Here is a 14,520-nt window from a genome sequence, read left to right on the forward strand (position 1 = left end):
TTACTAACTTAAATAGGACTGAAAACCTATGGGGTGAAGTTGTAAGTAAAAGTAAACAAAAAAAGCGCCCTACAACCGTAGGGCGCTTGAACTATTTTCTTGCAGGGAAAATAGCGGGACGACTAGTTATTTACGGGTAAAGTTATGGTACTTGTCGATACCAGAGCTGCTACCTGTGTTGTGGCACACGGCACAAGATTCACCCGTAGGTTGCTTGAACCAATCGCCAGTGGCTGGCACGCTGATCTCGCCACCGTTGCTCACCATGTGGGCTTTAACTGCATCGCCAGTATGGCAGGCATAACAGTTAGCGGTAACAGGGCTGGTCATCTTGCTGCCGGGTTCAAGAATGTATTGATTTGGCACTTTGTTTAAATCAATAGCGGTTTCGTGACAGGCAACACAGCTAGTGACTGGGTTGATAGCGCCTGCGCCGTTCGCTGTCTTGGCTTGGGTGCCGTCGGCCTTCATCTCACCAACATTTGCACCATTACCCCAGTGCCAGCTGTGGATCATAGGACCAAAACCTGCACCCAGTGTGGCCGAAGTCCGAGCCATGCCGTTATCGTGGCAGGCAATACAGCCGTTACCGCCTTGGTCGAATGCACCGTTTTTGTGGAAAGCGGTGGCATCGTTGTGGCAAGTCGTACAGCTGTTATCGCTGATCACAGTGCGACGTTCAAAACCAGATACTTTCTCAGCACTTACTGGATTAACTACATCTGAGTAGGCGGTGAAAGAAACACCCATTGAACCGTCATAGCCCTTGGCTCTGAGGTTACCATTGCTTTGATAGCGTTGATTACCGTCGTATTCCATCCAGCCTGCGGTGCTGAAGGTGACCCGTGCAGAGTAAGCATAGTTAGCATTCACTGCGCTGATATCCGTCAGTAGGTGACAGATATTCTTAGTACCATCGGTGTTGTAACCATAGTAATAGTTTGTACGGTTACCTGGGCGGCCTACTAAGGTGTTGTTGTCATAAGCATGCAGATAGGCACCAGCGTAGACAATCGGCTTCTTGGCATCAAATACCAGAGGATCTGAGTAGTTGAAGTTATCTTTAATGCTAAAGATGTTGCCGTCAGTGTCTTTCACTGTGATGGTGGTACACCAACCGGGTTCCGCTTTCGCTACGCTTGAGCCATCGGGCGCATAGTGGTCGGTTAAGGTGGAAATATCATCTACTTTAACGGGGGTTGAGAGTGTTACTTGGTACTTAGCACGGATAGCTTGACGCTCGGTAATGCCTTCTTTGCCTTCATGCATTGGGCGCACATCGGCACCGTTACTTGGCACAATCGCACCTGGTACGCCGCCAGTGTTGTGGCAGTCGATACAACCAGGGCCTGAAACGCTGATATTGGTTGGCGCTTCAACGTGGCAAGAAGTACAGTTCATCACGCTGAAATCTTTAGTGAATTTCTGGTGATTAATGTGGCCAATTTTAGACAGTGTATTGGTGGCGTAACCGCCGATAGAGAAGCCTTCGGCATTTTTCGCGCCGCGGCTCACCGAGCCGTGACAGACCAAACAGCCTTCAACGAAAGTGACTTCGCTGTCCATACCTGTAGCGACATAGCTAGCATGGCGACGTGGGCTAGTGGCGTAATCGACGTGACAAGCATAGCAACTGTCGGTGGTGGTTGAATGCGTGCCTTCAGGCTTATTCACAACCATTGGCGCAGAGCGCGCAATACCGCTTTCGCTGTTACCGCCGACTCTGAGCCAGACGATGCCTTCAGTACTGGCGTTGACACCTTTCATTGGAGCTTTAAAGCTGTAATGACCATCGCCTAGCGACTTGATTTCAGCGCCTTCAGTGGCTTGAGTTGCAGCGCCGCCGATATGCACGTTGTCGGTGACATTGTTAATGTCGGCTTCGTCGCGGTTATTGATAAAGCCTTTGTCGGTTAAGGCGGCGACTTTAGCTTCTGCATTTAATAGGCCATTGACTAAGTTGCCGTTTTCGTCGGTGACTTCAAATTCATAGGTGATACTGCCTTCGCCAAAGCTGTAGCCCAGTACTTTAACATTGGTCACCGCTGAACTTGTAACTGGTGGTGGCGTCCATGGGTCTCCAGGCTTACCGGGTTGACCTGGATCGCCGGGTTGGCCTGGTGCGCCGTCTTTACCATCACTGCCACAGCCTGCTAGAGCGCCAGTTAGGGCGATTGCGACTAGGTATGCCAGTTTTTTAGATGTGAATATTCTCATCATAATCTCCATTTAATCCAATACGCATTTAAAGGCACGGATTGCAGCACTAAAGTTTGCAGGGGAGATTAGTGCTTTGAGCCGCTGATTTAATTTGCAAGCGTTCGAATAACTTTTTTTGTTTTTGTGAGTACATTTGTCTCGAGCAAATATTACGGATAATGGAATGTTTGTTTTTTGAACCAAACCACATTTTAGCCTATATCTTTGGAGGTAGATCTCAATTTTAAATATTTGTTAATGTGTTATTTCTTATATAAAACAATATTTAAGGTTAAATTAAGCTTATTGTAACAATTGGGCTGTGACAGGGTTTGTCTGATGACTATTTTCTGGTTTGGACGGAAATACGAACAATCATGTTAAGCCGAGGTAGAAGAGGTCGTTGGTTTAATATCCGTTCGAAGCCACAAGATTGGGATTTCAGTAGAAAAGCTGAGATTAGCCTAGTGTGTTAGGGCACGGCGCAATGGTAAACTAGGCGCCATAAGCTCTGGCAACAGAGAAACAATAAATTTAAGTTAAAAAAGGGATTCGTTTTGGCGCAATTGTATTTTTACTATTCAGCAATGAATGCGGGTAAATCCACCTCTCTATTACAATCTTCCTATAACTACCGCGAGCGCGGCATGAATACCCTAGTGATGACGGCCTCTATCGACGACAGATACGGTAAAGGTAAGGTGGCATCACGTATTGGTATTGAAACCGATGCCCAGGTATTTAGCAGCCACGACAATCTGATAGACATGATCACCACGGCGCACCAACAGAATCATTTGAGCTGTGTGCTGGTGGACGAGTGCCAATTCTTAAGCAAAGAGCAAGTTAAACAACTTACTTATGTTGTTGATAAAATTGATATCCCAGTTTTGTGCTATGGTTTACGTACCGACTTCCAAGGTGAACTCTTCACTGGCAGTCATTATTTGTTGGCATGGGCCGATAAGTTAGTCGAGCTGAAAACCATTTGTCACTGTGGACGCAAAGCCAATATGGTGGTGCGTCTTGATGGTGAAGGTAAAGTGATGCGCGAAGGTGAGCAGGTGGCAATCGGCGGTAATGAAAGTTACGAATCGGTTTGCCGTAAGCATTTTCGTGAGTTTATTTGGGATTGATTGAAGCCTCAAGCGCGGTTAGCACTTGCGATAAGTTGCTAAGTATTTTTGCGCTAACCACTTTGAGGCGCGCTGCCAACTCATTAAAATACGGTGAGATCTAACAAGAGACGCAATGATCCTGTGTTGTTAGGTCTTGCTCAATGAAGGCAAAGGAATGTATTTGCAGACTCATGCACAGTGGACGAACTTAAGTGTGAGTTTTGCCCTGATACTGGATGTGTTGAGCATAGGTTGGGAACTTTCCCACGTAGAAAGGATTTGTTAAGTGATTTTTGGGAGCCGTTTTGCCTAATTCTACGCAAGAAATGCAATTCGAAAATTATCGTCCTCGTCCGCCACAACCCGAACCTAAGGCTAAGCGTCAGCGCAAGCCGAGATCTAAGGGGCGTGTCTGGTTCCTGTTTTTTATTCTGATTATCTGTGTGGCGATTTTAATTGGCCAAGAGGTTAAAACCTCTTATTTCCAGTCTAAGTATGTTCATCAATATGCGCAGACCTTGACCTATGAGCTGAAAAATCAGCCCACTCAGTCAATTATCTATCCAAGTTACGGACCCTTCGATGAACGTCACGGCTACAGTAAGTTGCCCCAGTACATCGATAGATTGCTTCAGCGTAATTTCCAAGTGACGCAGCAAGTGGAGTTTTCCCCTGCGCTACAGGAATACGCCCAAATGGGCTTTTTCCCGCCTTACCATGAGAAGGCGCAATCGGGGTTAGCGCTGCTGGATTGTCGCAATACCGATCTGTACGAGTTTACTTATCCTAAACGTGTGTACCAAGATGACGATAAAATCCCCAATGAAATCGTCAATACCTTGTTATTTATTGAAAACCGCGAGCTGTGGACGACTGAGCCTAAACTTAATCCGGTGATCGACTGGCCACGCTTTATTGTGGCGGGGATGAGCCAAATCGCTGAAATGGTGGGGATGAATGTCTCTACAGCAGGTGGCAGTACGTTGGCGACACAAATTGAGAAGTTCCGCCATTCCTCCCAAGGGTTAACCCTGAGCATCAAGGATAAACTGCTGCAAATTGGTTCGGCCACAGTGCGGGTTTATCAGCAAGGTGAAATAACCGAGCCTGCCCGTAAGCGCATTATTCAAGACTATTTAAACACTGTACCTTTATCCTCTGCGCCTAACCATGGTGAAGTACATGGTATTGGTGATGGCCTATGGGCCTGGTTTGGTACGGATTTCGACACGGCGAACCAACTGTTAGCTTCGCCGCAAATCAAAGCCAATGCCGCTAAGCGTGGCCAAGTGTTCCGCCAAGTGGTGGCCTTGATGATTGCCCAGCGTCGTCCTTCCTATTATCTATTGCAGGGGCACGAGGACTTAGAGGAACTGGTCGACAGCCATATCCGTTTGCTCGGCCAATATTACTTGATTGACCGACCCCTGAGGGATGCCGCACTTGCTCAAAAGTTGCAGTTTAAAGTCGCCAAGCCTCAACGTAATACGCAGTCGGGTTCCGATAAGGGCGTTAACAGCATCCGTATTCGTACCGCGGGGATGTTAAATGTCGGTCTGTATGATTTAGACCGCCTCGATTTAACCGTGAATAGCAGTTTGCACAGCGACCTGCAGCAGCAAGTGAGTCAATACTTACGCAGCCTTGGGCAAGCCGCTACGGCCGAGAAAGTCGGTCTCTTAGGTGAGCGGTTACTCGAGCCAAGCCAGCTACAAAATGTGCTTTATAGCTTCACTCTCTATGAAAAAACCGCAACGGCTAACCGCGTACGGGTGCAAACCGACAGCACCGACCAACCGTTCGATATTAACGAGGGCAGTAAGTTAGAGCTGGGCTCGACGGCCAAACTCAGGGTACTGGCGACGTACCTTGAGATCATTGCCGAGATCCACGACAAATACTCGAAGAAACATGGTATTGAGTTGGAGTCGATTGAGATTGAACCCCGCGATCACCTCACTCGCTGGGCGATTGACTACTTGATTGTGAACCCAGATAGGCGCCTCGACCGTATGTTGAATGCGGCGCTGCAACGGGAATACTCAGCCTCACCGAACGAGCAATTCTTTACGGGTGGTGGTTTGCATGTGTTTAACAACTTTAAAAAGACAGAAGACTTTAAAGTGCCGACCATGTACGAGGCGTTGCAAAACTCCATTAACTTACCCTTCGTACGTTTGATGCGTGACATAGTCAACTACAGCAGCAGTATGCAAAACGAAGGCAATATGGCGCGCCTGCTGCGCAATGATAAGGACCCACGCCGCGAGGAATATCTGCGGGTGTTTGCCGACCGCGAAGGCAATACCTTCGTGAATAAGTTCTATCGTAAATATAAGAAAGTGGCGCCCAATGAGCGTTTAGCGCTGTTTTTTGATGGTCAAACCCAAGCGGAGCAGCAACTGACCGCGGCTTACCGTTACTTGCAACCCTATGAGTCCATCGCTTCGTTTAAGGCCTTTTTGCAGCAGCGTTTGCCGCAAAACAATTACACGGATAAGCGGATTAAAGAGCTGTATAACAAGTACGGCCCTGAAAAATATAATCTGCCCGATCAAGGTTATATCGCGCGGGTGCACCCACTCGAACTCTGGGTACTCGATTACTTGAATCAACATCCCGAGGCCAACCTCAATGATGTGAAAGAGGCGAGTAAGGATGAGCGTCAGGAAGTGTATCGCTGGCTGTTCAGAACGCGCCATAAAAACGCGCGTGATGTGCGGGTGCAGGTAATGCTTGAAGTGGAGGCTTTCCTCGATATTCATCAGCGTTGGGCGCGTTTAGGTTATCCCTTTGAATCTATGGTGCCTTCTTTAGGTTCGGCGCTGGGCAGTTCGGGTGACAGACCCGCGGCGCTGGCGGAATTGATGGGGATTATCCAAAACGATGGTTACCGATTACCGACGGTGCGGATCAATCAGTTGCACTTTGCCGAAGATACGCCCTATGAAGTACGGCTCGATAACCAAAATAGCCAAGGTGAGCGAGTGATGCGACACGAAGTTGCTCAGGCCCTAAAGGCTGCGCTGGCTAACGTGGTTGAAAACGGAACCGCAAGACGCCTTAAAGGCATCTTTACAGACGATAATGGCGCCATGTTGGCTATCGGCGGTAAAACCGGTACGGGTGACAACCGTATCGTGACTCAGATGCAGCAGGGCCGCAAAGTGGCTACCACGGCGATGAACCGTACCGCGACGTTTGTGTTCTATTTAGGGGATAACTACTTCGGCACCTTAACCGCCTTTGTGCCGGGCAGTAAGTCGGACGATTTTAGTTTTACTTCGGCGCTGCCATTACAAGTGATGAAGGGCATGATGCCAATCCTTGCGCCCTATGTGAAATCCTCGAAAGGCATGTGCGTGCGGGATGAGTAATGACTCACTTATTTTGCCATATGGTTTTTGATGCATAAGCATTGTAATGCTAGCTTGAAGTTCCTTAGATAAAGCAAACCCCGCAGCCGTGAATCGGTTTGCGGGGTTTTTATTGGTATCGACAGGCTTATACCAATCGTATTAAATATCTGTTCATTCAGCGGGAGTTAAACGTGCTTTAGACAAGGCGAAGGCTTGAAGGCATAGTGGCGCTCTGTCGAAAGTGGTATTACTCGTCAGCGTTGATATACTGCTTGCGGTCTAAATCGTATTTACGCATCTTGTCGTACAAGGTTTTGCGGGGCAGTTCGAGTTGCTCCATGGTCTGCTTAATGCTGCCCTTGTTATGACTTAAGGCTTCTTCTATCAATACCCGCTCAAAAAACTCGACCCGTTGTAGCAATGACATACTGGTATGCAGACTGGGCGCGTTGCCTAAGGTGCCCGCGAAGGCGGCTTCGCCACCGAGTAACACATAACGTTCGGCCAGATTTCGCAGCTCGCGCACATTACCCGGCCAGTCGTGGGAGGTGAGGATGGCATTCTGCTCGGCATTGAGGGCAATTAAGGCCTTGTGATAGCGCGCCGAGGCCATACGGGCAAAATGTAAGAATAATAAGGGAATATCTTCGCGGCGATCCCTGAGTGGTGGAATGGGCACTGTCACCAGATTTAAGCGATAGAGCAAGTCTTGGCGAAACTCTCCGGTGTCGCACAGGGACTTTAAATCCACCTTAGTGGCGGCAATTACCCGAATATCCAAATGAATGCTTTTATTGGAGCCTAGGCGTTCGACCTTACGATCTTCGAGCACCCGCAGCAGTTTGACCTGTAACGACAGCGGCGTGCTTTCGATTTCATCTAAAAAGAGTGTGCCACCATTGGCGTATTCAAACTTGCCGACACGCAGTTTATCGACACCGGTAAAGGCACCAGCTTCGGCGCCAAATAGCTCGCTCTCAATCAAGTTTTCGGGAATCGCACCGCAGTTAATCGCCACAAAGTTGGCTTGATTGCGACTGCTGTGGTCGTGCAGATAGCGGGCGACCAATTCCTTACCTGTACCGGTTTCACCTTCAATAAGCACATCGGCGGGGGTGTCGATCACTTGGTCTATGATGTGACGCATACGCAAAATGCCGACACTGTGGCCTAATATTCTTGGGCCCGGCACGTTATGGCTTTCTAGCTCTTTCTTTAATTTACGGTTCTCTAAGGTGAGGCTGCGTTTATCTAAGGCGCGTTTCACCACGTCTAGCATGTGTTCGTTGTTAAAGGGCTTTTCGAGAAAATCGTAGGCCCCTTGTTTTAACGCATTGACCGCCATGGCGATATCGCCAAAGCCGGTGAGCAACACCACGGGTAAATCGGGATCCTGCTGACGAATTTGCAGCATCAAACTGATGCCGTCGAGCTGCGGCATATTCACATCGGAAATCACCACGCCCGCCCAGTCTCTGTCGAGTAATTTGGCTATTCCTTTAGGATCGGTTGTGGCGAAGGCTTTAATGCCTTCCAGCTCAAAAAGCTGCACGAGCACGGTGCCTATATGGGGCTCATCGTCGATGATCAGTACGCTATAGTCTTGAATTGAATTGGGCAGACTCATGATGACTGACGTTCCTCGGCTAAATAAATCGGTAAAATAATTTGGAAAATGGCGCCGCCGTCCTCGGCATTGGCAACATTAATTTGCCCCTGCATGGACTCGATAATGCGCTGGGAAATGGATAACCCGAGTCCAAGCCCTGTACGTTCGCTGGTGGTGAAATAGGGCTCAAAAATTTTCTCCATTTGGCTCTCGCGCACCCCAGGGCCCGAGTCCTGAATACTGATACAGAACTTGTCCTGACAGTTTACCCTAATACTCAGTGTCCGTTTTGACGATTGCTGCATGGCAACAATCGCGTTACTCATAATATTCACAAACACTTGTTGTAGCCTCACCTTATCACCCCAGACCTGATATTGGCCTTCGGGGAGCTGCACATCGAGTTCAACCCCTTGTTTGTCGATTTCGGGCTGGACTATGGTCAGGGCTTGCTTGATACAGCCTTTGAGGTCGGTGGCGCTGTCATTGCCTTGGCTCTTGCGGGTAAAACTCTTAAATTGGCCGACAATATCGGCTAATCGGTCGGTCAGCTCGATAATAATTTTAAGATTATCAGAGGCTTTATCCGGCATATTGCGGGCGAGGAAGGTTTGAGTATTTTGCGCGTAGCTGCGAAGGGCGGCTAAGGGTTGATTCAGCTCATGGTTGATACTGGCGGATAGGCTACCTATCACGGTCAACTTAGCCGCTTGAATGAGTTCATCCTGAGTGTCTTTAAGGCGATTATTGGCTTGCTGCAGATCTTGGGTGCGCTCTTCCACCCTTTGCTCTAACAAACTCTGGGCGAGTTGCATTCGCTGTAGGTTGCGGCGACGTTCGCTACTAAAGAGTAAGCCTAAGGCGAGCAGTAAATAGATTGAGGCCGATAACAGCATGAGCGCTGGCATAGACTCGAGCAGAGGTTTCATGGGCGCCAGAATATGCACTCGCCAGCCTGCTTTGGTCATCAAATGATGGGTATCCATATATTGCGCTTGGCTGTTGCCGGAGCGAATTTGATAGATATGGCCATTACTCAGGCTGTCTTCTTGGTATTGGGGTTTAATCAGTAATTCACCAATCGGCCGCTCGGCGTAACGTTTCGAGGCGTTTAAGGCATATTGTTTCGCCTGAGTCAGTGGCGTAAGTGAGGCTAAGCGCCATTCATCGACACTGGAGATAAACACGATATCGTCGGGATCGCTGATGAGGAACTGATACTGGCCCGCTATCGCAATACTGGTACTTTGCTGCTCGATATCGGCGATATCCACTTTCACAATAATGGCGCCCAGAATGCCCTTCGCGCCTTGCTGATAAATGGGGTAAGAAAAGTAAAAGCCGCGTTTATCCGAACTGGTGCCCACCGCATAGTAGCGGCCCAAATTGCCTGAAATCGCGTCGGTGTAATAGGGTCTGAAGGAATAGTCTTTGCCGATAAACGAAAAGCTCTGTTGCCAGTTGCTGGCGGCAATCGCAATACCAAGGGCGTCGATAAGATAAATATCGGATGCTTCAGTCACATGCTGAATTTCTTCCAAGTACAGGTTAAGTTCTTGTACTTTCTTGGGGTTTTGTTGATCGTTGAGCACATTGGCGAGCATGGGGTTGGTCGACAAAACATGGGGGATGCTCTCGTAACGCGACAGGGCGCCATCGAGGAAGCTAACCAGCTCTTTGAGTTGTTTTTCTGATTGCTGTTGGATTTCTATTTTGCCCTGATAAAAGTGCACCCAGTAGGTTAATTTTAAGATGGCAAATAAGCCCGCAAGTAACACTATGGTCATTAAAAGACGTTGTTTGGCCTTGGGCGTCATGGGCAACATAGCAGGCGATCCTGATCCACACTGAATAAAACAAAGCGAGCCTGAGTAGGCTCGCTTAAAAACTATCTAGAATCAAGGAATAATCCTTATTCCTTGAGATTAATATCCGTTGAGCTTATCCAGAAATTCTGGCAAGAACAGGGAGATTTGTGGCACATAGGTGATAAGTGCCAAGAAGGCCAACATCAGTGCTAACCACGGCAGTACAGATTGGATCACCCAGCCGATACTGCGGCCTGTGATCCCCGCCGTCACGAAGAGGTTAAGCCCCACCGGCGGCGTCAGCATACCAATCTCCATGTTCACCACCATAATGATACCTAAATGAATAGGATCGATACCTAACTGAGTCGCAATCGGGAACAGGATTGGCGCCATAATCAACACGATGGCTGATGGCTCCATAAAGTTACCCGCCGCTAACAGCAATAAGTTAACAATGATTAAGAAGCCCCAAGCAGGTAAGCCCATGCTCACAATGTATTCGGCAATAATATGGGGAATACGCTCAGTGGTCAGTACGTGGGCGAATAACATAGCGTTGGCAATGATAAACAGCAGCATGATGCTGACTTTTGCCCCGTCGCGCACCACATGGCGAATTTCTTTGTCGATTGGGGTTTTAATCAGTCCGAGCACCATATGGCCCAAGTTACGGGCAATCGCGCTGGGGATGGGCTCATTAGGGTTACGCCAAGCCACATTTTTCAATGGGCCGATATCGCGATAACCAAATACCGCAATGAAATAGGCATACATACAGGCTACGGCAGAGGCTTCGGTTGGACTGGCCACACCGCCGTAGATTGAACCTAACACGATAAGAATAAGCGCCAGACCACCTAAGGCTTTAGCACTGGAAATACCCAGTTGCTTAAAGCCGGGGAAGGGGCGTGATGGCAGATTTTTAAAACGGGCGACGATATAAATCACTATCATCAGCAGGAAGCCCATCATCAAACCTGGGATTAAGCCCGCCATAAACATTCTGGCTGCCGACACTTCCGTCGCCGCCGCATACACTAGCATTACGATTGAAGGTGGAATCAAAATCCCTAAGGTGCCAGAAGTGGTAATGACGCCAGCGGCAAATTTTTCGGGATAACCCGCTTTCACCATGCCGACGATCACAATCGAGCCAATGGCGGCCACGGTCGCGGGCGATGAGCCAGACACAGCAGCAAACAACATACAGGCCATCACTGAGGCCATGGCTAAACCACCACGGATATGACCGATACTGTCCATCGCAAAATCGATGATCCGTCGTGCCACCCCACCGGTTGACAGGAAGGCTGAGGACAGAATAAAGAAGGGGATCGCCAGCAGGGTATAGTGCTCTGACGATGACTCATAGAGTTTTAACGCCACAGAGGCGAGGGAATCGTTGGAGAAGAATAAAATCGTCAGCATGCTCGAGAAACCTAACGCAATCGCGATAGGCATACCTAAAAACATACAGACGAGTAGGGCTGTAAAGAGGGTCGCAATCGCCATTACTTCGCTTCCTTGTTGTCTGTTTCTTGTTGTGCGTGCTGAGCACCTTCATCAATTAAATGCATGCTTTCTTTCGCTTCGTCGGCAAATTGGAATCCAGAAACTTGGTTGCGCAGGATGGCGATAAACAGTTCTAAGAAACGCCAAGTCAACATGCTAAAACCAATTAATAGAATGCTTTGGGATAACCAAATGGGCACAGCGCCGTCTTCGACATCAATCTTTAAGGTGTTCCAAGCAAAGTCGGGATCTAAGCTGTTTAACAGGAACTTAGGAAAGTGAATATCTTCCATCGGTACGCCGATTTGGTACATCTGTGACAGATATTCCCAGCTACCTTTTAAAAATAGTCCGCAATAAGCTAAGCAAATCAATGCCGTCACTAGGGAAGTGATCTTTTTAGCCTTAGGGGGCAGATTTTTTACAAACGCATCAACACCGATGTGAGCACCGACTTTCACCCCATAGGACATACCAAAAAGCACAAACCAACCACAGAGGGTTAAGGTCAGTTCTTGGATCCATAAAAAACCGGTATTGAAGAAAAACCGCGCCACTACCTCAGTGAACACTAAGAGTGTCATTAAGGTGATTAAGAGGTTGAGCACCCCTTCTTCAAAGTAACCAAAAATTCGCGATATCACAGCTGTACTCCCCTCGCTCAAATACCGCTTAACCCCAAAAAGAGGCTAAGCGGTTTATTTCATTATTGTTTATTTGCAGCAACAGCGGCTTCAATCACATCTTTACCTACTTGGTCTTCAAACTTTGCCCAAACAGGTTTCATTACATCAATCCATTTTTGGCGCTCATCTGGCGTTAAGGTCACCAGCTGAGAACGTTTAGAATCAAGGATTAATTGTTTGTCTTCGTTATCTTTTTCAGCGGCGATCTTGTTACCTAAAGCGATAGATTCATCTAAGGCTTCTTTGATCACTTTACGTTTATCCGCTGGTAAGCTCTTCCAGAAGGCGTCAGAGGTTACGACCATGTAGTCCAGCACGCCGTGGTTACTTTCGGTGATTTGGCTTTGAACTTCATAGAATTTTTGTGAGTAGGTGTTAGACCAAGTGTTTTCTTGACCGTCGATCGCACGGGTTTGCAGCAGGGTAAATACTTCAGAGAATGGTTTCTTCACTGGGATGGCGCCCACAGCATCAAACTGGGCGGCTAATACGTCAGATGCCATTACACGGAATTTTAAGCCTTTAGCATCAGAAGGTTGTTTCAGTGGTGTGTTCGCAGAAAACTGCTTCATACCATTGTGCAGATAACCTAAACCGACAATACCTTTACGGCTCATTGAGTTCAGCAGTGCTTGACCGGCTTCACCTTGTTGGAAACGGTTTACTGCATCCATGTCATTAAACAGGAATGGCAGGTCGAAAACCTGTAGGCGTTTGGTATAACGTTCAAATTTTGAGAGAGAAGGCGCGACAAATTGCACATCGTTTAACAGCAGTGCCGCTAACTCGTTGTTATCCCCAAATAACTGTGAGTTAGGGAATACACTGACCGTATATTCACCAGGTAAACGTTGTTCAACGAGTTCTTTAAACTTCAACGCCATTTGACCCTTTGGCGTATTTTCTGCAACCACGTGGGAGAACTTGATTTCAACGGGCGCCGCAAACAGGTTAAAGCTGGTCGCGAACACTGAGGCCAGTGCCAGCATCTTAGCTACGGTTTTTAATGGACGTGTGATACCCATTTGTTGATTCAATGTCATTTTTGAGTTCCTTTTTCTGTTGTTAGGATTTGTCCTCAGCCTTGGTTAGTTTGTTACCAAGTGTGAGTAGGAATACAGCCTTGATTTCCCTGAGGTCTGTCTTAATAAAGGCAAATACCACGCCAACTTACGATGCACTCTGTAAGTGTTTGGTTAATAAAGTGTAGTTCATTTGATGTTTGTCACACTTTTAGTTTTGTGGGTGAGATCTCGCTCACGTTGATTTTGGCTATGGGTGGAAATCCACCCAAACTGCATTTTGTGGGGTATGAGCAGAGGTTTTTAGTTTGACGATTAACTGAGCAAAATAAGTTGCTTTTAGATCAAAAATGGTTTGAAAAATGGATGTGGAGAAGGGGATAGGTAGGATGGCTAAGATGAAGTAATGGGGTAGTCAGCCATGATCTTCACCTATTCGCTTAAGAATTTCATCACTCGGAAGTAACTCCAAATGCCCGCGCTCATCGAAGTACCAGCCAGTAATAAAGCCTTTTTGGCGCATGCTGACGAGATTTTGCATGACTTCACGGGCTTCTTTGAGAGCGGTTTGCTCATCACAGGCATGGGTATGTTTTAGATACGCTGCAATATTGCTGAGGGATGCAGATTGACTGACGCTGGCCATAGTATTGATCTCCAAATATGCCTAAGGCAACAATCAGCAGCGTTTAATTGGATTGAATATCGGGTAACAGACTCAGTTAAGCAGATGCTGATTAAGATCAAGCATAGTTGAGTTGAGCTAGGGGTAAAGTTTTTGGGGGGATTATGGTGGTCGCTACTGGGATCGAACCAGTGACCCCCTCCTTGTAAGGGAGGTGCTCTCCCGGCTGAGCTAAGCGACCCGGGGTAAATCAATACTGAAGAGTATGGTGGTCGCTACTGGGATCGAACCAGTGACCCCCTCCTTGTAAGGGAGGTGCTCTCCCGGCTGAGCTAAGCGACCCGGGGTAAATCAGTACTGAAGAATATGGTGGTCGCTACTGGGATCGAACCAGTGACCCCCTCCTTGTAAGGGAGGTGCTCTCCCGGCTGAGCTAAGCGACCGGAATTCTTTCAATACAAATTTTAATGTCATTCTAAAAATATGGTGGTCGCTACTGGGATCGAACCAGTGACCCCCTCCTTGTAAGGGAGGTGCTCTCCCGGCTGAGCTAAGCGACCGGAGAATGACGACACAGAG

9 protein-coding genes and 4 tRNA genes are annotated in these 14,520 nt (G+C 47.9%); 2 read left to right on the forward strand and 11 right to left on the reverse strand.

The window, feature by feature from the left end; all coding sequences use genetic code 11:
- Positions 1 to 126 precede the first annotated feature (126 nt).
- Positions 127 to 2,217, reverse strand: a complete 2,091-nt coding sequence (locus tag N5E87_RS07315) for a cytochrome c3 family protein (protein WP_011716477.1) — start codon at positions 2,215 to 2,217, stop codon at positions 127 to 129.
- 539 nt (positions 2,218 to 2,756) lie between these two features.
- On the opposite strand from N5E87_RS07315, the gene N5E87_RS07320 reads away from it, so the two are divergent.
- Positions 2,757 to 3,335 (forward strand): thymidine kinase, encoded by a 579-nt coding sequence (locus N5E87_RS07320; protein ID WP_011716478.1) that lies wholly within the window; start codon positions 2,757 to 2,759, stop codon positions 3,333 to 3,335.
- 287 nt (positions 3,336 to 3,622) lie between these two features.
- Complete coding sequence (locus N5E87_RS07325; protein WP_086904589.1) at positions 3,623 to 6,694, forward strand: transglycosylase domain-containing protein; 3,072 nt, start codon at positions 3,623 to 3,625, stop codon at positions 6,692 to 6,694.
- Between the two features lie 229 nt (positions 6,695 to 6,923).
- On the opposite strand, the gene N5E87_RS07330 is transcribed toward N5E87_RS07325, so the two are convergent.
- The 10 genes from N5E87_RS07330 to N5E87_RS07375 all read right to left on the reverse strand — a co-directional run bounded on the left by N5E87_RS07330 (position 6,924) and on the right by N5E87_RS07375 (position 14,501).
- Entirely contained in the window at positions 6,924 to 8,303 is a 1,380-nt protein-coding gene (locus N5E87_RS07330) for a sigma-54 dependent transcriptional regulator (protein ID WP_086904588.1), read from the reverse strand.
- Positions 8,300 to 10,111, reverse strand: coding sequence for an ATP-binding protein (locus tag N5E87_RS07335; RefSeq protein ID WP_086904587.1), 1,812 nt, complete (start codon positions 10,109 to 10,111; stop codon positions 8,300 to 8,302). Before N5E87_RS07335 ends, N5E87_RS07330 begins: the two co-directional genes overlap by 4 nt.
- 99 nt (positions 10,112 to 10,210) lie before the next feature.
- Positions 10,211 to 11,608, reverse strand: coding sequence for a TRAP transporter large permease subunit (locus tag N5E87_RS07340; RefSeq protein WP_011625744.1), 1,398 nt, complete (start codon positions 11,606 to 11,608; stop codon positions 10,211 to 10,213).
- Positions 11,608 to 12,252, reverse strand: coding sequence for a TRAP transporter small permease (locus tag N5E87_RS07345; protein ID WP_086904586.1), 645 nt, complete (start codon positions 12,250 to 12,252; stop codon positions 11,608 to 11,610). Before N5E87_RS07345 ends, N5E87_RS07340 begins: the two co-directional genes overlap by 1 nt.
- 62 nt (positions 12,253 to 12,314) lie before the next feature.
- Positions 12,315 to 13,337, reverse strand: coding sequence for a TRAP transporter substrate-binding protein (locus N5E87_RS07350; protein WP_086904585.1), 1,023 nt, complete (start codon positions 13,335 to 13,337; stop codon positions 12,315 to 12,317).
- Positions 13,338 to 13,731: 394 nt separating this feature from the next.
- Complete coding sequence (locus N5E87_RS07355) at positions 13,732 to 13,962, reverse strand: hypothetical protein (protein ID WP_023267212.1); 231 nt, start codon at positions 13,960 to 13,962, stop codon at positions 13,732 to 13,734.
- A gap of 144 nt (positions 13,963 to 14,106) precedes the next feature.
- Positions 14,107 to 14,182, reverse strand: a tRNA-Val gene (locus N5E87_RS07360).
- A 25-nt stretch (positions 14,183 to 14,207) separates the two neighbouring features.
- Positions 14,208 to 14,283 (reverse strand) — tRNA-Val (locus N5E87_RS07365).
- A gap of 25 nt (positions 14,284 to 14,308) precedes the next feature.
- A tRNA-Val gene (locus N5E87_RS07370) sits at positions 14,309 to 14,384 on the reverse strand.
- Between the two features lie 41 nt (positions 14,385 to 14,425).
- Positions 14,426 to 14,501, reverse strand: a tRNA-Val gene (locus tag N5E87_RS07375).
- Between the last annotated feature and the right edge of the window lie 19 nt (positions 14,502 to 14,520).

This window comes from Shewanella sp. GD03713 (assembly GCF_029843705.1).
Taxonomy (GTDB): Bacteria; Pseudomonadota; Gammaproteobacteria; order Enterobacterales; family Shewanellaceae; genus Shewanella.

Bases quoted from the DNA above. Each gene is read 5' to 3' on its own strand.
- N5E87_RS07315 (WP_011716477.1), bottom strand. From the start codon at position 2,217: ATGAGAATATTCACATCTAAAAAACTGGCATACCTAGTCGCAATCGCC.
- N5E87_RS07335 (WP_086904587.1), bottom strand. From the start codon at position 10,111: ATGTTGCCCATGACGCCCAAGGCCAAACAACGTCTTTTAATGACCATA.
- N5E87_RS07340 (WP_011625744.1), bottom strand. From the start codon at position 11,608: ATGGCGATTGCGACCCTCTTTACAGCCCTACTCGTCTGTATGTTTTTA.
- N5E87_RS07350 (WP_086904585.1), bottom strand. From the start codon at position 13,337: ATGACATTGAATCAACAAATGGGTATCACACGTCCATTAAAAACCGTA.
- N5E87_RS07330 (WP_086904588.1), bottom strand. From the start codon at position 8,303: ATGAGTCTGCCCAATTCAATTCAAGACTATAGCGTACTGATCATCGAC.
- N5E87_RS07355 (WP_023267212.1), bottom strand. From the start codon at position 13,962: ATGGCCAGCGTCAGTCAATCTGCATCCCTCAGCAATATTGCAGCGTAT.